Source organism: Microbacterium sp. 70-16 (genome assembly GCF_001898315.1).
Classification (GTDB): domain Bacteria; phylum Actinomycetota; class Actinomycetes; order Actinomycetales; family Microbacteriaceae; genus Microbacterium.
On record NZ_MKTQ01000028.1, the window covers coordinates 243,193 to 264,123 of the forward strand.

The 20,931-nt window shown below is 70.0% G+C and carries 16 protein-coding genes; 2 read left to right on the plus strand and 14 right to left on the minus strand.

Features of this window, described 5'->3' with window-relative positions:
• Window positions 1-57 precede the first annotated feature (57 nt).
• The 5 genes from BGO46_RS13260 to ddaH form a co-directional block, all read right to left on the minus strand.
• On the minus strand, window positions 58-954 hold the full coding sequence (locus BGO46_RS13260; protein ID WP_292675310.1) for a transglutaminase family protein: 897 nt from the start codon (window positions 952-954) through the stop codon (window positions 58-60).
• Window positions 951-1,883: an alpha-E domain-containing protein gene (locus BGO46_RS13265; RefSeq protein ID WP_292675313.1), complete on the minus strand. Its 933-nt coding sequence runs from the start codon at window positions 1,881-1,883 to the stop codon at window positions 951-953. Before BGO46_RS13265 ends, BGO46_RS13260 begins: the two co-directional genes overlap by 4 nt.
• On the minus strand, window positions 1,877-3,661 hold the full coding sequence (locus BGO46_RS13270) for a circularly permuted type 2 ATP-grasp protein (protein ID WP_292675316.1): 1,785 nt from the start codon (window positions 3,659-3,661) through the stop codon (window positions 1,877-1,879). The genes BGO46_RS13265 and BGO46_RS13270 overlap by 7 nt, the downstream gene beginning before the upstream one ends.
• Before the next feature lie 124 nt (window positions 3,662-3,785).
• Window positions 3,786-5,006: an ornithine--oxo-acid transaminase gene (gene rocD, locus BGO46_RS13275; protein ID WP_292675318.1), complete on the minus strand. Its 1,221-nt coding sequence runs from the start codon at window positions 5,004-5,006 to the stop codon at window positions 3,786-3,788.
• Window positions 5,003-5,881 (minus strand): dimethylargininase, encoded by an 879-nt coding sequence (gene ddaH, locus BGO46_RS13280; RefSeq protein WP_292675321.1) that lies wholly within the window; start codon window positions 5,879-5,881, stop codon window positions 5,003-5,005. The genes rocD and ddaH overlap by 4 nt, the downstream gene beginning before the upstream one ends.
• Before the next feature lie 277 nt (window positions 5,882-6,158).
• On the opposite strand from ddaH, the gene BGO46_RS13285 reads away from it, so the two are divergent.
• Window positions 6,159-6,860, plus strand: coding sequence for a hypothetical protein (locus tag BGO46_RS13285; RefSeq protein ID WP_292675324.1), 702 nt, complete (start codon window positions 6,159-6,161; stop codon window positions 6,858-6,860).
• 227 nt (window positions 6,861-7,087) lie between these two features.
• Here the strand turns inward: BGO46_RS13285 and BGO46_RS13290 are convergent, their stop codons facing one another.
• From BGO46_RS13290 to BGO46_RS13300, 3 genes are all read right to left on the minus strand, one after another.
• Window positions 7,088-8,599, minus strand: coding sequence for an alpha-N-arabinofuranosidase (locus BGO46_RS13290; RefSeq protein WP_292675327.1), 1,512 nt, complete (start codon window positions 8,597-8,599; stop codon window positions 7,088-7,090).
• Window positions 8,600-8,813: 214 nt separating this feature from the next.
• Window positions 8,814-12,542 carry a bifunctional proline dehydrogenase/L-glutamate gamma-semialdehyde dehydrogenase gene (locus tag BGO46_RS13295; protein WP_292675330.1) on the minus strand — a complete coding sequence of 1,243 codons (3,729 nt, stop codon included), beginning with the start codon at window positions 12,540-12,542 and terminating at the stop codon, window positions 8,814-8,816.
• A 110-nt stretch (window positions 12,543-12,652) separates the two neighbouring features.
• On the minus strand, window positions 12,653-13,213 hold the full coding sequence (locus BGO46_RS13300; protein ID WP_292675333.1) for an acyl-CoA thioesterase: 561 nt from the start codon (window positions 13,211-13,213) through the stop codon (window positions 12,653-12,655).
• Between the two features lie 124 nt (window positions 13,214-13,337).
• Between BGO46_RS13300 and BGO46_RS13305 the strand changes: the two genes are divergently transcribed.
• Complete coding sequence (locus BGO46_RS13305) at window positions 13,338-13,856, plus strand: GNAT family N-acetyltransferase (protein ID WP_292675336.1); 519 nt, start codon at window positions 13,338-13,340, stop codon at window positions 13,854-13,856.
• Window positions 13,857-13,969: 113 nt separating this feature from the next.
• Here BGO46_RS13305 and BGO46_RS13310 read toward each other — a convergent pair whose 3' ends face one another.
• The 6 genes from BGO46_RS13310 to BGO46_RS13335 all read right to left on the minus strand — a co-directional run bounded on the left by BGO46_RS13310 (window position 13,970) and on the right by BGO46_RS13335 (window position 20,906).
• Entirely contained in the window at window positions 13,970-15,610 is a 1,641-nt protein-coding gene (locus BGO46_RS13310) for a cytochrome b/b6 domain-containing protein (protein WP_292675339.1), read from the minus strand.
• A gap of 6 nt (window positions 15,611-15,616) precedes the next feature.
• The gene (locus BGO46_RS13315; RefSeq protein WP_292675341.1) at window positions 15,617-16,603 is read right to left on the minus strand and encodes an electron transfer flavoprotein subunit alpha/FixB family protein; all 987 of its coding nucleotides are present in this window, start codon (window positions 16,601-16,603) and stop codon (window positions 15,617-15,619) included.
• Window positions 16,604-16,614: 11 nt separating this feature from the next.
• Window positions 16,615-17,391, minus strand: a complete 777-nt coding sequence (locus tag BGO46_RS13320; RefSeq protein WP_292675344.1) for an electron transfer flavoprotein subunit beta/FixA family protein — start codon at window positions 17,389-17,391, stop codon at window positions 16,615-16,617.
• A gap of 180 nt (window positions 17,392-17,571) precedes the next feature.
• Window positions 17,572-18,348: an enoyl-CoA hydratase-related protein gene (locus tag BGO46_RS13325; RefSeq protein WP_292675347.1), complete on the minus strand. Its 777-nt coding sequence runs from the start codon at window positions 18,346-18,348 to the stop codon at window positions 17,572-17,574.
• Between the two features lie 102 nt (window positions 18,349-18,450).
• Entirely contained in the window at window positions 18,451-19,605 is a 1,155-nt protein-coding gene (locus BGO46_RS13330) for an acyl-CoA dehydrogenase family protein (RefSeq protein WP_292675350.1), read from the minus strand.
• Between the two features lie 107 nt (window positions 19,606-19,712).
• Entirely contained in the window at window positions 19,713-20,906 is a 1,194-nt protein-coding gene (locus BGO46_RS13335) for a thiolase family protein (RefSeq protein ID WP_292675353.1), read from the minus strand.
• Window positions 20,907-20,931: the final 25 nt, after the last annotated feature.

The window sequence follows — 20,931 nt, forward strand, 5'->3', positions numbered from 1 at the left end:
GAGTACCCTTCGATACACCGCGCTGCGCGCGGCACTCAGGGACCGACGGCTGCGAGGCTACGCCTCGCGAGTTATTGTGACCTGGACGTGCAGCTCGCTCTTGAACGGGCCGGCGTACACGCCGCGCAGGGGCGGCACGTCGTTGTAGTCGCGGCCACGGCCCACGAGCACGTGCCGTTCGCCGATCTCGATGCGGTTGGTCGGGTCGAACCCCTGCCACTCGCCGGCGAACCACTCCACCCACGCGTGCGACTCGCCGGTGACGGCGACGCCGACCTCGGGGTGGGCGCTGGGGTGCAGGTAGCCCGACACGTAGCGCGCCGGGATGCCGACCTCGCGCAGCGCGCCGAGGGTGATGTGGGTGATGTCCTGGCAGACGCCTTTGTGCTGTCCCCACGCGTCGGCCGCCGTCGAGTGGACGCCGGTCGTGCCAGGCATGTACTCCACGGCATCCCGCACCGCCGCCGCGATCGCGAGGGCGGCGCGCGCCGGCTCGTCGTGCTGGGCGGCGATCGTGCGCGCGAGGTCTGCGACCTCGGCAGGCGGCGCCGTGCGGTGTGACTGCCCACGCATCTCGACCGTCGCGATCGACTGCGCACTCTCGAGCGCGAGGCGCTCCCACCCGTAGGCGAAGTACGCGAGCGGTCGCGGGCGCACCTCGACGAGCGAGCGGGCCGTGATCGACAGGTCGGTGTGCGCGGCGAGCACGTCGAATGCCGCCACGCGCGTGCCGAAGTAGTCGGTGTAGTAGTTGACGCTCGTGGACGGGTCGATGTCGAGCTGTGAACTCAGCACGAACTGCGTCTCGGTCGAGCTCGGCAGCATGCGCGCCTCGTTGTACGACGCGCCGACCTCGCCCTGGTAGGCGAAGCCCGTCGCGTGCTCGATCCGCAGCCGGTGCGGGCCCGACAGGGTCTGCGTGAAGGCCGCCGGCAGCGCCCGGTCGTCGGTCATGAGGTCTCTCCGATCCAGCTGGGCTCGGCGTGCGTCGGGAAGAACCGGGCGCGGATCGCCTCGGATGCCTCGCGCGTGACCTTCTGCACCTGCTCCATGTGCTCGGGCAGCTCGCTGAGGATCTCTTCGATCGGCCGGTACTCGAGGTCGTTGCGGATGCGTCCGAGCGCGCGCAGCACCGTGTTCGAGTGCCCGACGCGGTCGGCGACCGGGTCGATCGCGCTCATGCACTTCTCGGCGCGGGCGATCGAGTGGATGACCGAGCGCGGGAACAGCCGGTCCAGCAGCAGGAACTCGGCGGCGTTGGAAGCACTGGGCATCCCCCGGTACGTGCGCAGGTACGCCTCGTAGGCACCGCACGAACGCAGGATCGTCGTCCACGACGGGCCGGATGCCTCGGTCAGCGACCGCGTCGCGAGCAGCCGCGCCGTCATGTCGGTGCGCTCAATCGCGCGCCCGAGGGCGAGGAACTGCCAGGCCTCGTCGCGGCTCGTGGACGAGTCGGTGATGCCGACGGCGAGGGCCGAGCGCTCGCGCACCCACTGGAAGAACTCGTGCACCTTCTCGTTGTTGATGCGTCGGGGCATCCGCGAATAGGTCGTGTTGAGGGTCTCCCACAGGTCGGTCGAGACGATCTCGCGGGCGCGCCGGGCGTTCTCGCGCGACGCCTGCACGGCGTACGCGATGCTCGACGGGTTGGTCCGGTCGACGGCGAGGCTCGTGAGCACGTCGCTGCGCGTGACCTTCTCGGTGCCTTCGGGCGGGAACGAGCCCATGACCCCCATAAGCGAGCGGCACGCGGTGTCTTCGTCGACCCAGGGGTCTTCCAGCAGCAGCTGCAGGTGCACGTCGAGGATGCGCGCCGTCCCGTCCGCACGCTCGATGTAGCGCCCGATCCAGAACAGGCTCTCGGCGATGCGGCTCAGCATCCGCCCTCACCTCCCCGCCCGTGTCCCACTTCCGGCAGACCATGTCCCAAATGATGCTGGTCCAGGCCCTCAGAAGCAGCATTTTTTGGGACATGGTTCGGGAGCGACGCGGATGCCTGCTGCTGCTGTTCCTGCTGCTGCTGTTCCTGCTGCTCGGCCATCGAGCGGGGGCGATCCTGCGGCGAGTGGGTCTGCTCGTCCTGCGGGTCGTAGATGATCGGGATCGCCTGCGTGACGGATGCCTGGTCGGCGACCAGTCCGGCAAGACCGTCCGGCCCGCGCAGGCCGCGCTGCGGCGCATCGCCGCCGACGATCCAGGTGTCCTTCGAGCCGCCGCCCTGCGACGAGTTCACGACGAGCTGCCCCTCGGGCAGCGCGACGCGCGTGAGGCCACCGGGCAGCACCCACACCTCGTCGCCGTTGTTGACGGCGAAGGGGCGCAGGTCGGCGTGCCGGGGCCGCATGCCGTCTTCGACGAGGGTCGGGATCGTCGAGAGCATGATGACCGGCTGCGCGATCCAGCCGCGCGGGTCGGCGATGAGCTTCTTGCGCAGCTTGTTGAGCTCTGCTGGTGAGGCATCCGGCCCCACGACCAAGCCCTTGCCGCCCGACCCGTCGACGGGCTTGACGACGAGCTCGTCCAGCCGGTCGAGGACTTCTTCGAGCGCGGCGGGCTCTTCGAGCCGCCAGGTGTCTACGTTCTTGAGGATCGGCTCTTCGGCCAGGTAGTACCGGATCAGGTCGGGCACGTACGTGTACAGCAGCTTGTCGTCGGCGACGCCGTTGCCGACGGCGTTGGCGATCGTGACGTTGCCCAGGCGCGCGGCGAGCATGAGCCCGGGGGCGCCGAGCATCGAGTCGGCGCGGAACTGAAGCGGGTCGAGGAAGTCATCGTCGACGCGGCGGTAGATCACGTCGACGCGCTTGAGGCCGCGCGTCGTGCGCATGAACACCTTGCCGCCGATGCACTGCAGGTCGCGGCCCTCGACGAGCTCGATGCCCATCAGGCGCGCCAGCAGCGTGTGCTCGAAGTACGCGGAGTTGTAGACGCCGGGGGTGAGCACGACGACGTTGGGGTCGTCGATGCCCGACGGCGCGGACGCCCGCAGGGCCTGCAGCAGCTTGTTGGGGTAGTCGCCGACGGGCTGCACGCGCATCGAGTGGAACAGCTCGGGCAGGGTCTGCGCCATCACCCGGCGGTTGGAGATCACGTAGCTGACCCCGGAGGGCACCCGCACGTTGTCTTCCAGCACCCGCATCTCGCCGTGCTCGTCGCGGATCAGGTCGATGCCGGCGACCTGGATCCGCACGCCGTTGGCGGCGTGAATGCCGGATGCCTGACGGTAGAAGTACTGGCTCGACGCGATGAGCGCGGCCGGCAGCACTCCGTCGCGCACGCAGTGCTGGTATCCGTACGCGTCGTCGAGGAACGCCTCGAGCGCGCGCACGCGCTGCTGCACGCCCTTCTCGATCGTCGTCCACTCGTCGTACGCGATGACGCGCGGCACGGCGTCGAGCGGGAAGGGCCGCTCTTCACCCGCGAAGTCGAACGTGACGCCCTGCGCGAGGTACGAACTGGCGAGCGATTCGGTGCGCCCGCGCAGTTCTTCCTGGGTCAGCTGGGCCAGCGCCTGGTACAGCTCGCGATACGCCGCGCGCGACGGCGCAAGCCCCTCGGCACCGACGGATGCCTCGAACATCTCGTCGAACGCCGGGACACCCGACACGGTCTTCCGTGGCGCCAGAGTGGAGCCGTAGCCCTCGAACAGGTCACCCATGGCATGAGCCTAGTCCGCGCCGTGTTTCGGGAGTGTGACGCGCCCGTCGACCCGTCCGGTCAAGCCGGCGAGACCAGCCGGTCAGCCGGCGAGGCGACGCGATCAGCCCACGACAACGACGCGGTCAGCCGGCGAGGACGAGGCGGAGCTGCTCGACGGCCCAGTCGAGCTCGGTGGCGCGCACCACGAGCGGCGGGGCCATGCGGATGGTCTGGCCGTGCGTGTCCTTGACGAGCACGCCGCGGGCAAGCAGCCGCTCGGCGACCTCGCGTCCCGTGCCGTGCACCGGGTCGATGTCGATGCCGGCCCACAGCCCCGCGATGCGGACGGCCGTGACACCGCTGCCGACGAGCGATGCCAGCGACGCGGCGAGGTGCTCGCCGAGCGCGTGCGCGCGGGTCTGGAACTCGCCCGAGGCGAGCATCTCGACGACCTGCAGGCCGACGGCGCACGCGAGCGGGTTGCCACCGAAGGTCGACCCGTGCTCGCCGGGGCGGATGACCCCGAGCACGTCGGCGTTCGCGACGACCGCAGACAGGGGCAGGATGCCTCCGCCGAGCGCCTTGCCGAGCAGGTAGATGTCGGGTACGACGTCCTCACGGTCGCACGCGAAGGTCGTGCCGACGCGGGCGAGTCCGGACTGGATCTCGTCGGCGATGAACAGCACGTTGTTGCGGTCGCAGATCTCGCGGATCTGGCGCAGGTAACCCGTCGGCGGGATGATGACGCCGGCTTCGCCCTGGATCGGCTCGACGAGCACCGCCGCGGTGCTCTCGTCGATCGCGGCTTCGATCGCCGCGGCATCCCCATAGGGCACCGACACGAATCCGGGGGTGAACGGGCCGAAGTCGTCCCGCGCCTGCGGGTCGTCGCTGAAGCTCACGATCGTGGTCGTGCGGCCGTGGAAGTTGCCGTCGGCGACGATGATCTTCGCCTCGCCCGCGGCGACGCCCTTGACGCGATACGCCCACGCGCGCGCGACCTTGATGCCCGTCTCGACGGCTTCGGCGCCCGTGTTCATCGGCAGCACGAGGTCTTTGCCGCAGAGTTCGGCGAGCGCTCCCGCGAAGGCGCCGAGCTTGTCGTTGTGGAACGCGCGGCTCGTGAGCGTGACGCGGCCGAGCTGCTCGGTGGCGGCCGCGACGATCGCGGGGTGGCGGTGCCCGAAGTTCAGCGCGGAGTACGCCGACAGCAGGTCGAGGTAGCGCTTGCCCTCGACGTCGGTGACCCACGCGCCCTCGGCGCGCGCGACCACGACCGGCAGCGGGTGGTAGTTGTGTGCGACGTGGGCTTCTTCGGCGGCGATCAGGTCACCGGTCAGCGCGTCGATGGTGGGGGTGGTCATGGCTTTCCTCGCAGTTCGAGTGTGCAGCATTTGATGCCGCCGCCGCCGAGCAGCAGCTCGGACAGGTCGATCAGGATCGGGTTGTAGCCGCGCTCGCGCAATTGGGCCTCGAAGCCCGTCGCGCGCGGCGAGATGAAGACGTTGTAGCCGTCGGATGCCGAGTTGAGGCCGAACACGGCACCGTCGGCATCCGACACCTGGATCGCATCGGGGTAGCGCTCGCGCAGGATCTGCAGCGACGGCTCGTCGAACGCTGATGGCAGGTAGGCGATGTTCGCCTTCTCGACGCCGCTGGCGCCTTGGACCGGGTCGAGCACCGAGATCGCGGTGTCGAGGTGGTAGAACCGCGGGTCGACCAGGCGCAGCGAGACGACCTCGCGGCCGAAGACCTCGGCGACTTCGCGGTGGCTGTCGCCGACCGAGCGGAATCCGGTGCCGGCGAGGATCGTGTCGCCGACGAGCAGGAAGTCGCCCTCACCTTCCTGCACCTCGATCGGCTCGACGACCTCGAACCCGTGGGCGGCGAACCAATCCATGAACGGACGCTCCTCGCCACGGCGCTCGTCCACACGGAAGCGCACACCGAGGGCGCGACCGTCGATGATGAAGCCGCCGTTGGCGGTGTAGACCATGTCGGGCAGGCCTTCGACGGGGTCGATCAGCTCGACCTCGTGACCGAGCGCGAGGTACGTGTCGTAGAGGGTCTGCCACTGCGCGACGGCCTTGGCGGTGTCGGTCGGCTTGGCCGGCTCCATCCACGGATTGATGCGGTAGCTGACCGTGAAGTGCTCGGGCCGGCACATGAGGTACCGCCGGTGGTGCGCGCGCCGCGCGGGTGTCGTCTGCGGCTGCTGCGCTGGTGAAAGGGTGGACATCTCGCTCCTCGACGTGAAGGGCGGCGGACGCTGTCCAGAGGCCCGTTGCTCTTGCGAGAACCCTTCGACCCGGCTCGCTGCGCGTCGCACGGCGGACGAGGAAAGGCTGTGGCGGGCACGCCGGCATCCATTGTGCCACGCGGATGCCGTGCTGACGCCGAACCGGCACCGGGTGGATGCCGAGCGACCACCTCGCCAAAAGTGAGTAGATTTCTTCTCTATGGGGCGTCGTACGGGGGACGAGACACGCGCGCTGTTGCTGCGCGTGGGGATGCAGATGTTGCTCGAACGCGGAGTGTCCGCGGGGGTGCAGCACATCAGGTTGCAGGACGTGTTGCGTCACGCGGGGCTGACAACGGGGGCTGCCTACCGACTGTGGGCCGACCAGAACGACTACCAGCGCGATCTTGCCGTCGCGATGGTGCGGCTGCGGCTCAGCAGCCCTGCCGACTACGCCCGCACGGCCGTGCAGGACCTCATCGACGCCGGCGCGACCGGCGATGACGTCATCCGCGCCGCCGCCGAGGCGCACGTCCGCACCGCCGATGCCGACGTCGACGACCCCGCGCAGGCGCGCGACGCGCAGCAGTTCCTCATCGCTCTCGCGCTGCGCACGACAGCGGACACGTGGCCCGAGCTGCGGGATGCCAGCCGCGCGCGCCACCACGAGTCGATGGCCGCATTCGCGGATTTCTACACCGACGTGATGGCGATCTACGGCATGCGCATGAAGGCGCCGATGACCGTCATGGACTTCACCGAGGCGATGGCGGCGATGGGCGAGGGGTTCGCGGTCCGCGCACTCGAGGGCATCGATCACCCGCGCTACGACGTGGGCGAAGCCGACGAGATGCCGACTGGCCAGTGGACGCTGTTCGCACTGGGCGTCAGGGCCCTGGTGAACGAGTTCATGACGACAATCGACGGCGCCGAAGAGGCAGAGCGTCCCGACGGGGGCGGGAGCTCTGGGGCCGAGTGATCCCCCAACCCCAGAGCGACACTCCCCCCGGCGTGTCAGTGACGGTCCGACCTACGGCGAATGCCGCGCTGGAACCGGTCTCCGTCGGCGCTCCCCAGATGCGCCACTGCTATCGTGGCCCGACTCACGCGCGGGGGTACAGAAAGATAAGTTGTTTCTCTTGATTCCAAAATGCTGGCCTGACTCCAGAGATTTCGGCCCGCCGAATCAGGGTCGCTGAAGGGCCGCTACGCCAGCGCGATCGCGGTCCACGACACCGGCGGCAGGGTGATGGTCAGCTCGCCTCCGGCGATCCGGGCCGTGTCGTTGGGCTTCGGCGAGACACGCTCGCGGTCGTCGAGCGTGTTCTTCGCGTACACGTCGTCGTCGCTGATCGTGTGCGACTCGACGACGGCCACCTCGCCGAGCGCCGCGACGTCGATCGTCAGGGTGACGGGTTCTGTCGTCGAGCGGTTCACGAGGAAGACTGCGCTGCGCCCCGCCTCGGCGTCGTGCGTCGCCACGGCATCCACCAGGGATACCTCGCCGTAGGCCTCGGTCTCATACGTCGGCGCGTCAAGCTTCACCCGCAGTGCTTCGCCGCGCGCGAGGCGCGACGTGATCGAGAACGGGAAGAACGTCGTCTGGCGCCAGGCCGGGCCGCCGGGCTCGGTCATGATCGGCGCGATGACGTTGACGAGTTGCGCGAGCGACGCGGATGCCACACGATCGGCGTGCTTGAGCAGCGAGATCATGAGGTTGCCGAACACGACCGCGTCGACGACCGAGTAGACGTCTTCGAGCAGGCGCGGCGCGATCGGCCAGTTGTCGATGCCTTCGATCTTGTCGACGCCGTGGTAGCGCTCGAGGTACCAGACGTTCCACTCGTCGAACGAGATGTCGATCTGCTTGCTCGAACCGCGCACGGCCTTCACGTGGTCGGCGGTCGCGACGACCGACTCGATGAAGCCGTCCATATCGACGGCAGAAGCGAGGAAGCTGCCGATGTCACCGCCGCGCTCTTCGTAGTAGGCGTGGCACGAGATGAGGTCGACGTCGTCGTACGTGTGCGTCAGCACGACGCGCTCCCACTCGCCGAACGTCGGCATGTGGGCACTCGACGAGCCGCACACGACGAGCTGGACATCGGGGTCGAGCTGGCGCATGCCCTTGGCCGCCTGCGACGCGATCTTGCCGTAGTCGTCGGCCGAGCGGTGGCCGAGCTGCCACGGGCCGTCCATCTCGTTGCCGAGGCACCACATGCGCACGTTGAACGGCTCGATGCGTCCGTTGGCGATGCGGCGCTCGCTGAGGGCCGTGCCGCCGGCGATGTTCGAGTACTCGAGCAGGTCGATCGCCTCGAGCGTGCCGCGCGTGCCGAGGTTGACCGCCATCATCAGGTCGCTGCCGACCTTGTCCAGCCACGAGGCGAACTCGTGCAGGCCGACCTCGTTGGTCTCGGTCGAGTGCCAGGCGAGGTCGAGCCGACGCGGGCGCTGCGCGACGGGTCCGACCGAGTCTTCCCAGCGGAAACCCGACACGAAGTTTCCGCCGGGGTAGCGGATCGTGTCGACGCCGAGCTCGCGCACGAGGTCGATGACGTCGGTGCGGAAGCCCTCGGCATCCGCCGTCTCGTGCCCCGGCTCGTAGATGCCGTCGTAGACGTGCCGGCCGAGGTGCTCGACGAAGCCGCCGAACAGCTTGCGGCGGATCGGTCCGATCGAGAAGTGCGGGTCGATGGTCAGGCGTGCGGAGGGCATCATCGCCTTTCTGCTCGTGTCAGCACGACTATAACGTTTCAACGGCACCGATGGCGGGCGTATGCGCTGGCCACGGCCGCGCTCGGGCTCGGTCTCCACATCCGCGCGGCGCATAACTCAGGCAGTTCGGTCGGGTCGTAGCGGCCGACCCGCGGATTTCCGCGGGTTCGGCGCTCGAGCCCACGCAGATTGCCTGAGTTATGCGCCATGGCGGTCAGATGACGGCGCGGCTCCAGTCGTCGGGGTTGCCGAAGCGGTGCGCGGTGATGGTGACCGACTGCTCATGCAGGAACGGCAAGAGTTCGATGCGGCCGGCCGTCGTGACCGGCCCCGCGTAGACGGCGAGGTCGGGGTCTCCGCCGGATGCCTCGGCGAGCGCCGTCTGCAGGGCACGCACCGACTCGACCGCACCCACGAGCCGCGCGCGCGGCACCCGCTCGGCCGCGTCCGTTCCGGTGAACGCAACGATGCGCCCGATCCATTCGTCGTCGGTCTCGACCCACACCGGCACGCCGAGGTCGCCGAGTTCTCGGCGCACGGCTGCGGGCACGGGACCGGGCACGCTGAGGTCGAACCGGCCGCCCGCGCGGACACCCGCCACGACGACGCGCAGGATGCTCTGCCACGTGGCATCCCGCGTCGCGCGCACGGCCACGTGGTCGACGGGCCGGTAGCGGAACAGGTTGCGCTCGATCTTCAACTGCGAGACGTCCTGCACGCGCCCGAACTCGCGGTCCCACGCGACGGCATCCGACAGCGCGCCTCGGCGCAGCCACTCGAACGCCTCGTAGTCGAGCGTCGGCTGGGCCGCCTCGATCAGATCGGTGATGCGCGAGTCGAGCCCGCGCAGGTGCAGCGTGGACGACGGCGCTCCACCCGACGACGGCCGCCACGACCCGAGCCCGATCAGGTAGTTCGGGCCACCCGCCTTCGTACCGGCCCCGACCGACGACCGCTTCCAGCCGCCGAACGGCTGGCGCTGAACGATCGCGCCGGTGATCCCGCGGTTCACGTACAGATTGCCCGCCTGCACGCCATCGAGCCACAGCTGCAGATCGGCGGGGTTCTGCGTGTACAGCCCCGCCGTCAGGCCGTATGCGACCGCGTTCTGCAGCTCGATCGCCTCGGCGAGCGAATGCGCGTGCATGATGCCCAGCATCGGGCCGAAGAACTCTTCGAGGTGCGTCCGCGATCCCGGCCGCACGCCCACCCGGATGCCCGGCCGCCACAGCCGGTCGGCATACTCGGGCGGCGCATCGGCGATCCGCTCGGGCTCGACGAGCCACTGCTCGCCCTCTTCGAGGGTCGTCAGCGCCCAGGCGAGCTTGCCGCGGGGCGCCTCGATCACGGGCCCGACCTCACTGCGCGGGTCGGAGGGGACGCCGACGCGCAGTGATCGCGTCGCGTCGATGAGCTGGCGGGCGAAGCGCTCCGACCGGCCGACCGGCCCGACGAGGATCGCGAGCGAGGCCGCCGAACACTTCTGGCCGGCGTGCCCGAAGGCGCTCTTGACGAGATCGGATGCCGCGAGGTCGAGATCGGCCGACGGCATGATGATCATCGCGTTCTTGCCGCTCGTCTCCGCCAGCAGCGGAAGCTCGGGCCGCCACGACCGGAACAGCGCCGCCGTCTCCCACGACCCGGTCAAGATCACCCGGTCGACATCGGGGTGGGCGATCAACTGCCGGCCGAGACCGCCCTCATCGATGTCGACGAGTGCGAGGACATCGCGCGGCACGCCGGCATCGTCGAGCGCCTGCCACAGCGCTTCGGCGACGACCGCCGCACAGCGGCGCGCCTGCGGCGCGGGCTTGAACACGACGCCCGACCCGGCGGCGAGCGCTGCGAGCACGCCGCCCGCGGGGATCGCGATCGGGAAGTTCCACGGCGGAGTCACCACCGTCAGTCGCGCCGGTGTGAAGACCGCGCCGGCGACCCGGTCGAGCTCTTTCGCCGTCGCGGCGTAATAGTTCGCGAAGTCGACGGCCTCGCTGACTTCGACGTCGGCCTCGGCGAACACCTTGCCGGTCTCGGATGCCGCGACGTCGATCAGCTCGCCGCGGCGCTCTTCGAGCGCGCGAGCCGTGGCCTGCAGCACGGCCGCCCGCTCGGCGGCGGGCTTCGCGCCCCACCCCGCTGCAGCCGTCCGCACCCGCTGCACGGTCTGCTCAAGGAGTTCCTCGTCGACGATGCGGGCGGCGGTGATCGTGGCATCCCCCGCCGTCGACGTCTCGACGTGCGCGAGGATCTCGGTCGCCCACGCCCGGTTGGCGGGCAGCGCCGGGTCGGAGTCGGGCGCATTCGCGAACCCGGGCGCCCCGGCGAAGCGTGCGTCGGACTCGCGCGCGGCGTACACCGCGGTCTCCACGAACTCGGGGCCGAACAGCGAACCCGCACCGTCGGCGACGACCGCGTCATCGTCATCCCGGGTTGTGCGGGCGATGCCGAGCACAGCCTGGGTCAGTCCGTCGTCGGCGGGCCCGGCCGCCCGCACGAGACGCCGCGCGGCCCGTCCGTCCGCGGCCGCCTCACCCGGCCCGTGACCTGCCGTCCGGTCCTGTCGCCGGTTTGGCCCGACCGGCAACGCCGGGTCGGCGGCGCGATCGAGCGACGCGAGGAAGCGGTCACGCTCGCGTGCGAACAGCGTGGGGTCGGATGCCAGATCGAACGCCGCGGAAAGGAAGTTGTCGCTCGAGGCGTTCTCTTCGAGCCGCCGCACGAGGTAGCTGATCGCCACATCGAACTCGTCGGGACGCACGACCGGCACGTACAGCAGCACGTGCCCGACCTCGCGCGTGACGGCCTCGACCTGCCCCTGCGCCATGCCGAGCAGCATCTCGAACTCGACGTCCGCGCGTACCCCGCGCTCCCCCGCCAGCAGCCACGCGTACGCGATGTCGAAGAGGTTGTGGCCCGCGACGCCGACGCGCACGGCGCGCGTGTGCTCGGGGCGCAGCGCTTCGTCAAGGCAGCGCAGGTAGCTGGCATCCGAATCGAGCTTCGACGCGTGGGTCGCGAGCTCCCACCCGTGCATGACGGCGTCGACGCGCTCCATCGCGAGGTTCGCGCCCTTGACGAGCCGCACCTTGATGCGGGCGCCGCCGGCGTCGACCCGCTGCTGCGCCCACGCGGTGAGCTGCTGCAGCGCGGGCAGCGCGTCGGGCAGATACGCCTGCAGCACGATGCCTGCCTCGAGGCCTCGCAGCCGTGGGTCCTCGAGCAGCCGAGTGAACACCGCGATCGTCAGGTCGAGATCGCGATACTCCTCCATGTCGAGGTTGATGAACGTGGTGGTTGCGGACGCCGTCAGATACAGCGGCAGCAGCCGCTCGACGACGAGGTCGACGGTCTCATCGAACGCCCACATCGAGATGTGACTCGCGATCGCCGAGACCTTGACCGAAACGTAGTCGACGTCGTCGCGGCGGATGAGGTCATGGATGCCTTCCAGACGGCGCAGCGCCTCGTGCTCGCCCAGCACGGCCTCACCCAGCAGGTTGAGGTTCAGCCGCGCCCCGCCCTCGCGGATCTTCGCGAGCGCGGGGCCGAGCTTCTCGGGCCGCGCGTCGACGATGAGGTGGCCGACCATCTCGCGCAGCACGCGGCGCGCGATCGGCACGACGGGGCTCGGCAGTACGGGGGCTACGGCTCCACCCGTCCGCACCGCAGCGCGCAGGTACCAGGGCAGGAACTCCGGGACGAGCGGCGCGATGCGCTGCAGGTTCGCGGCGGCGGCGCCCAGCGCTTCGGGGCGCATCACGCCGTCGACGAACCCGAGCGTGAAGGGCAGGCCGTGGGGATCCTTGAGCACGCCGGCGAGCCGCTGCGCGGCGGGGTCGGCATGCACCTCGGCTGCTTCGCCGACCCAGCGCTGGGCGAGAGCGATCGCGCGCTGCGCCCGTTCAGCGGTAGCCGGGTCGGATATGGCGATGTCGTCGGTCACGGTTCCAGATTGCACCGTCCGCGCGCGAACGCGATGCGGCGTGCGCAGGTTCCGGAAAAGCTCCGGCGCCGGTCAGTCCCAGGTGCCGCGGTCAGTCCCAGGTGCCGCGGTCAGTCCCAGCTGCTCGGCGCGGATGCCTTCGTCGAGGGCAGCGCGGCGCCGGCCGCCCAGTCGGCGATCCAGTCCGGCAGCGGTGGCAGGTCGTCGGGTGTGCCCAGGGCCGCGAACAGCTCCTCCGTGTTCACGACGCCGCCGCTCTTGCGCAGGAACCGCGCGCGCACGATCATCTCGGCGTAGATCTCGCCGTCGACCACCGCGCGGTGGATCTGGTAGACCGCCTTGTCGTCGTGCCCGTACAGGCGCGACTCGACCGTGAACTTCTGCCACAGCTGCAGCGACTTGCGGAAAGTCACCGTCTCGCTCGCGACCACGGCGTACCAGTCGTGCGCATTCATGGCATCCCACAGTCCCGTGCGGATCAGCAGGTCGAAACGTCCCAGATCGAACAGTGAGGCGTACCGCCCGTTGTTCATGTGCATGAGCAGATCGATGTCAGTGGGCAGCGTGCGCAGTCGCACGCGACCCACGGAACGCGTCGGGATCGGGCCTCTGCGGCGCAGCAGCACCTTCGCGCGCCAGATCGTCAGCAGGGTCCGCCACCACACATTCACGCGGGGATGTTACCGGCAGCGGTGACCAGGGTGCGATATCGGTTGTAGGCATCCTCCACACGGCACCCGTCCGGTCTGGACGGGCCGATTTCGCGTTTTCATAGGCCCGACGTAGAGTCTGGCCATGGAAGCCACCACTGACACTGCAGCGCAGACCGACATCGTCGTCCGTCCCGTTCGCGACGTCGACGCCGAGGCCCTGGGACGCGTCCACGCGGCCTGCTGGCATCAGACGTACGACCACCTGATCAGCAAGGCGGCCCTGGAGAACGTGTCGCCGCGGCGCCTCGCCGAACTGTGGACGCACTGGGCCGCACAGGGGCCTGAGTTCCACATGTTCGCCGCCCTCGTGCAGGGCGAGATCGTCGGTTTCGTCGGGTCGGGTCCCGCGCGTGACCGCGACGCTCCGCGCAACCGCGAGCTGTACTTCATCTACCTGCTCGAGGAGTATCAGGGCACGGGCACCGGCCAGCGCCTGTTCGACGCGGCGATCGACGCCGACGAGCCGGTGTACCTGTGGGTCGCCGACGACAACCCGCGCGCGCACCGGTTCTACACCCGCAACGGCTTCGCCCTCGACGGCGCGACGCACACCGAGCCGTTCCTGGGCGAGACCCTCACCGAGGTGCGGTTCGTCCGCTGACGGCCTCGCGGGTGTTTCTCGCGGCACGAACTCCGCAGAATCGCATGAACTCCGCAGACATCCATGGGGATGCCTGCGGAGTTCGTCACATTCTGCGGAGTTGACGACCCCCGTCAGCGCCCGCTGACCGTCCCGAACAGCTTCGCGATCGGCGCGAGCACGAGCGGCCGCGCCGCGACCCATGCGCCGGCGATGACGGCCAGCGACAGCACGAACATCCAGAAGCCGGTCCAGTTGTCGGCGTAGGCGACGCCGTCGACCGAACCCTGCGCCGCGTACATGTGGTTGAGGTTGCGCAGCGCACCGGTCGCGAGCACGAGCACGACGTGGATGATGATGAACACGACGAAGAACAGCATCGTCGGGAAGTGCAGCTTGCGCGCCCACTCGATCGGGTAGGCGGCGCTGAGCTTCGCGTTCTTCTTCGGCCACAGTCCGCTCATCCGGAAGCCCGTGACCACCGCGAGCGGCGCGGCGATGAACACCGTCGTGAAGTAGGCGAGCTGCTGCAGTGAGTTGTAGTTGACCCAGCCGTTCTCGGTCGGCCAGTCCAGCGACACGTACTGCAGCGCGGCGCTCACCGCGTTCGGGATCACTTCCCAGCTCGTCGGGACGATCCGCATCCACTGCCCGGTCACGAACAGCAGCACGACGAAGACGACGCCGTTGATGATCCACAGCAGATCGAGGCTCTGGTGGAACCAGATCGTGAGACTCGTCTTGCCCTTCTTGTTGTTGCGGGGCGTCCAGAACACCGCCGGCCGCTTCTCGGTGCGGATCGTGAGACCCGTCCGGATGATCAGCACCATCAGGAACACGTTGAAGAAGTGCTGCCAGCCGAGCCACGCGGGGATGCCCACGGGTGCGCCCTCGGGCAGGTGGTACTCGCCCGGGTAGGTGACGAGGAAGTCCTGCATGAACTCGAGGCTCAAGAACCAGCGCACGAACAGGACGGCCATCGCCGCAGCAAACAGCAGGCCCGCTCCGCCGACGATGACGGCGCCCGCCCACTGCGCCTTCGTGAAGGGACCGATGCGGGCCGGCTCGGGCTTCGGCGCGGGGCGATGCGCTGCCGCGCGGCCCGGCCAGACCGACGGGGTGAACGGCAGCGGCGCGCGATCCGCTGGCGCGACGGCGACCGGCGCGGCGGGCTTCGGTGTGGCGGGCTCAGTTATCGGCACGACCGGAACTCCGTGCTCAGGTACGGATGCCACGACCGTGGCATCCGCGACAACGCGCGCGACACCCGCGGGCGGCCACGGCTCGCCGCCGACCTCGCGGGGCAACCCCTGCCGCAGACTGGCACCGGCACTGGCCCCTGCGCTTGTCGCACTGGCCCCCAAGCTTGCCGCACTGGCCCCCGAGCTTGTCGAGGGGCCATCCGCCACAGCCACGGCCGCCGCCTCGACAGGCTCGGCGACCGGGGCGACATCGGCGACCGCTGCCGCAGCTCCCGCCGGCGGCCACGGTTCGCCACCGGCCACGCGCGGCAGCCCGCGCCGCAGGCTGACCCCCGCGACCGCACTGGCCCCCGAGCCCGCCACCGGACTGGCCCCCGAGCTTGTCGAGGGGCCGCTCGCCGCCACAGCCGCCGCGCCCGCAGCCGCCGCCTCGACAGGCTCGGCAACCACAGCAGCCGCCGCCTCGACAGGCTCGGCGACCAGGGCGACCGCCGCAGCGCCCGCGGGCGGCCACGGCTCGCCACCGGCGACGCGAGGCAGGCCGCGGCGCAGCGCACTTCCGAAGGTGGCCATGGGGCGTTAGGCCTTCTTGGCTTCGAGTGCGGCGATGAGCTGGGGCACGACGGTGAACACGTCGCCCACGATGCCGTAGTCGGCGATCTCGAAGATCGGCGCATCACCGTCCTTATTGATGGCGACGATCGTCTTCGAGGTCTGCATGCCGGCCTTGTGCTGAATGGCGCCGGAGATTCCGAGAGCGACATACAGCTGCGGCGCGACCGAGACACCGGTCTGCCCGACCTGGTGCGAGTACGGGATGTAGCCCGCATCCACGGCCGCGCGCGAGGCGCCGATGGCCGCGCCCAGCGCGTCGGCGAGCTGCTCGACGAGCACGAACTTCTCGGCCGAGCCGAGTCCGCGGCCGCCCGAGACGACCTTCGCCGCTCCGCGCAGTTCCGGGCGAGACGAGGTCGAGGTCTCGGCGGTGAAGCCCGTGACCTCCGCCGCGGCAGCACCCGAGGCATCCACCGTCAGCGGCACGACGACCGGTGCGGCGACGGCCTCGGCGCGCGCTTCTATCGCTCCCTGGCGCACCGTGATGACGGGGGCGCCGAAGGTCGCCGCGCTCGTGGCGTTGTAGGCGCCGCCGTACACCGAGTGCTGCGCGAGCACGCCTTCGTCGTCGCGGGCGACGCCGACGGCATCCACGGCGAGCGCCGAACGCGACCGCACGGCGAACCGGCCGGCGACATCGCGACCCTCGATCGAGTTCGAGATCAGCACCGCGTCGGGCTTCACGAGCGCGGATGCCGCGGTCAGGGCATCTACGACGGGCACCGTCAACGCCGACGCAGCTCCCCCGTGCCCTGCCGTCAGCACGGTCGGCGCACCGAGGTCACCGGCCGCGGCCGCGAGCGACGCGAGCGCGTCGTCAGCGGCGACGACGAGTGCGACCGGCGTGCCGACCGACGCGGCGGCGCCGATGAGGCCGGCCGATGACGAGGCGAGCGTGCCCGCCGGAGTGACGTCCAGCAGGACGAGAATCGAGTCTGCAGCGAAATCCATCACAACGTCCCTTACGCCAGTCGGTTCTCGATGAGGTAGGCGGCGAGCTTCTCGCCCGCATCGCCCTCGTCGACGATCTTCACGCCCGCTCCGCGCGGCGGCTTCTCGCTGACGACGGTCAGGATCGACTGCGGAGCGGATGCCGGGTCGACGTCGACGCCGAGATCGGCCAGCGACACCGTCTCGAAGGGCTTCTTCTTGGCCGCCATGATCCCCTTGAAGTTCGGGAACCGGGCATCCGGAAGCGCCTCGGTGATCGAGATGACGGCGGGCAGCGACGTCGTGACCTCGGCCTTGCCGCCGTCGGTCGCGCGTGTGCCTGACACACTGTCGGCGCCGATCGTCACCGACGAGAGCGCGGTCGCCTGCGGCACCCCCAGGTGCTCGGCGAGCATCGCGGGGATGACTCCGCCGGAGCCGTCGGTGGAGAGGTTGCCCGTGATCACGAGGTCGAACCCGGTGCGCTGCACGGCGGCGGCGAGCACGGCGGCGGTCACGCCGAGGTCGGCGCCGACCAGCGCGGGGTCGACGACCTGCAGGGCGGATGCCGCGCCCATCGCGAGCCCCTTGCGGATCGTCGCGGCGGCGTCGTCGGATGCCATCGACACGACCTGCACCTCGGTGCCGGGGTTCGCGTCGGCGTAGCTCAGCGCAACCTCGAGTGCACGCTCGCCGATCTCGTCGAGCACCCGGTCAGAGGCGCCGCGGTCGGCGAGCCCCGTCTCCAGACTCAGCTTGCGGTCGCCATAGGTGTCGGGGACTTCTTTGACCAGCACCACGATCTTCATCGGTTCTCCTTCGCGATGCGCTCATTCTATGAGATGCGACGCAGTGTCGCCAATTGTGAGACTGAGAGTCAGTTGGGTTGGCTACCCGAGAACAGGCATTCGCACCGGAACAGGCGGATGCCACGCGCAATCGGCCTGTTCTGGGCAGATCGCCTGTACTCGGGCACCGACAGCACCCGCTCAGCGGTGCGTGAAGTTCGCGGCGCGCTTGTCGCGGAAGGCGGCCATGCCCTCTTTCTGGTCGTCGAGGGCGAACAGCGCCGTGAAGGCCTGGCGCTCGAACCGCAGTCCCTCCGCGGCGGTCGTCTCCTGCGAGGCGCGCAGCGCCTCCTTGGCGGCGTAGACGACCGGCAGCGACTTCGCCGCGATCGTGGCGGCGACCTTCGCGGCCTCCTCCAGCAGGTCGGCGGCGGGCACGACCCGTGACACAAGACCGGCGCGTTCAGCCTCCGTGGCATCCATCATCCGGCCCGTCAGCACGAGCTCGGCCGCCTTGTAGTAGCCGATCGCGCGCGGCAGGCGCTGCGTGCCGCCCAGGCCGGGGATCACGCCGAGGTTGATCTCGGGCTGGCCGAAGCGCGCCGTGTCGGCGGCGAGGATGATGTCGCACGTCATCGCGAGCTCGCAGCCGCCGCCGAGCGCGAAGCCGGCGACCGCCGCGACGACAGGCGTGCGCAGGCGACCGAACACGTCGAGGCCGGCGAATGGGTTGTCCATCGACATCTCGAGCGGCGACTTGTCGGCCATCTCCTTGATGTCGGCGCCGGCGGCGAACGCCTTCTGCGACCCGGCCAAGACGATGCAGCCGATGCCCGCATCGGCATCGAACGCGGATGCCGCGGTCGCGAGCTCGCTCACGAGCGTGGAGTTGAGCGCGTTGAGCGCCTCGGGGCGGTTCAGCGTGATCCAGCCGACGCGTCCGCGCGTCTCGACCAGAATCGTGGAGTAGTCGGTCATGCGCTCAGTCTTCCAGCCGCGGGCGGCGCCGTCACGCGCTTCGCGCCGTGTATCCCGCGCGGTGCATCCCGCGCCGTGCGTCAACCGAGCGCGCCGGGCGGCTCAGCCGAGCACGCCGCGGCCGATCACGAGGCGCATGATCTCGTTGGTGCCCTCGAGGATCTGGTGCACGCGCAGGTCGCGCACGACCTTCTCGATGCCGAACTCCTGCAGATAGCCGTAGCCACCGTGCAGCTGCAGCGCCTGATTGGCGACCTCGAATCCGGCATCCGTCGCGAAGCGCTTGGCCATCGCGCAGCGCACGGCGACATCGTCGGCGTGCTCGTCGATCGCGTGCGCCGCGTCGCGCACGAGCGCGCGGGCCGCCTGCAGCTGCGTCGCCATGTCGGCGAGCGTGAACACGACCGACTGACGCTGTGCGAGCGCCTCGCCGAACGTGAAGCGCTCGTGCACGTACCGCACGGCTCGGTCGAGCGCCCACTGCGCGCCGCCGATCGAGCACGCCGCGATGTTGACGCGGCCGCCGTTGAGGCCGGTCATCGCGATGCGGAACCCGCCGCCGAGTTCGCCCAGCACGGCGGATGCCGGGACGCGCACCTCGTCGAGGATCACCTGCCGCGTCGGCTGCGCGTTCCACCCCATCTTGTGCTCGTTCGGCCCGAACGCCAGCCGCTCGGTGGCGGCCGGCACGAGGAACGCCGTGATCCCCTTCGCCCCGGGCTCGCCCGTACGCGCCATGACGACATAGACGGATGCCTCGCCGGCGCCGGAGATGAACTGCTTGACGCCGGTCAGCACGTACTCGTCACCGTCGCGGATCGCGCTGGTGGTGATCGCCGCGGCATCCGACCCGGCACCCGGTTCGGTCAGGCAGTACGCGCCGAGGTCGCGCATCGTGACCAGGCGCGGCAGCCATTCGTGGCGCTGCGCCGCGGTGCCGTGGGCGTCGATCATCCACGCGACCATGTTGTGGATCGAGACGTACGCCGCGATCGTCGGGTCGCCCATCGCGAGCTGCTCGAAGATCGCCGCGGCATCGCGCCGGGTCAGTCCCGAACCGCCCACATCGTCGCGCACGTAGATGCCGCCGAGGCCCAGCTCGCCGGCGGCGGCGAGCACGTCGCGGGGGAAGTGCTTACGGCGATCCCAATCGAGTGCATGGGGCGCCAGACGCGTGTCGGAGAACTCGCGCACGGCATCGAGGATGGCGGTGCGCTCTTCTGCGGAGAGAGCACCAGGAACGGCAGTCATGCTCATACGGTCACGTCCTCGTGAGACAGATCGACATCTTCGTCGCGGCCCGGTAGGGCACATTGCTCAGTCTAGCGGGGTACGCGGTGGTATGGCCAGGCGGGTGGCGCCGCCTACAGGCGCTCGATGATGGTCGCGTTGGCCATGCCGCCGCCCTCGCACATGGTCTGCAGGCCGTAGCGACCGCCGGTCGCCTCGAGGTAGGCCAGTAGGGTGCTCAGCAGGCGCGTTCCGCTCGAGCCCAGGGCGTGGCCGAGGGCGATCGCGCCGCCCCAGGGGTTGAGCTTCTGTGCATCCGCGCCGACTTCGGCCGCCCACGCGAGCGGCACCGACGCGAACGCCTCGTTGACCTCATAGGCATCCAAGTCGTCGATCGTCAGGCCACTGCGCTCGAGGATCCGCCGCGTCGCGGGAATGGGCCCCGTCAGCATCATGAGCGGGTCATCGCCGACGACCGCGAACGCGTGGAACCGCGCGCGCGGCGTCAGCCCGAGCTCGCGCGCCTTGGCTTCGCTCATGATGAGCACGGCGGATGCCCCGTCGGTCAGCGGCGACGAATTGCCCGGCGTGATGCGCCAGTCGATCTCGGGGAAGCGCGCGGCTGCGGCATCCGTCCGGAACGCCGGAGCGAGCCCGGCCAGGCCCGCGACCGTCGTGCCCGGGCGCACGGTTTCATCGACGGTCACCTCGCCCGCGTCGGCCGGCACCGGCAGCAGCTGCGACGCGAACCGGCCTTGCGCCGCCGCCTCGGCGGCCCGCTCGTGCGACTCGGCCGCGAACGCGTCGAGGTCGGTGCGACTGAGTCCCCATCGCTGCGCGATGAGCTCGGCCGAGATCCCTTGGTTGACCAGGCCCTCGGGGTAGCGCTCGCGCAGAGCGGGCGAGAACGGCGATCCGGCGACGGATGCCGAGACTCCCAGCGGCACACGGCTCATCGATTCGACGCCGCCGGCGATCACGATGTCGTACTGCCCCGCCATGACGCCCTGCGCGGCGAAGTGCGCGGCCTGCTGGCTCGACCCGCACTGCCGGTCGATCGTCGTCGCCGGCACCCGCTCGTCGAACCCGGCGGCCAGCACCGCCTGACGCGCGATGTTCAGCGTCTGCTCGCCGACCTGGCTCACGCAACCCAGCAGGACGTCGTCGATCTGCGTCGAGTCGAGCCCGTTGCGCTCGAGGACACCGCGGAGCACGTGCGCCGCGAGGTCGACGGGATGGATGCCGCTGAGTGCTCCTCCCGGCTTGCCGCGGCCGGACGGAGTGCGGACAGCGTCGACGATGACGGCGGTGCGGGCGGCGATGCTCATGGCACCATCCTCCCCCTCTCCCGGC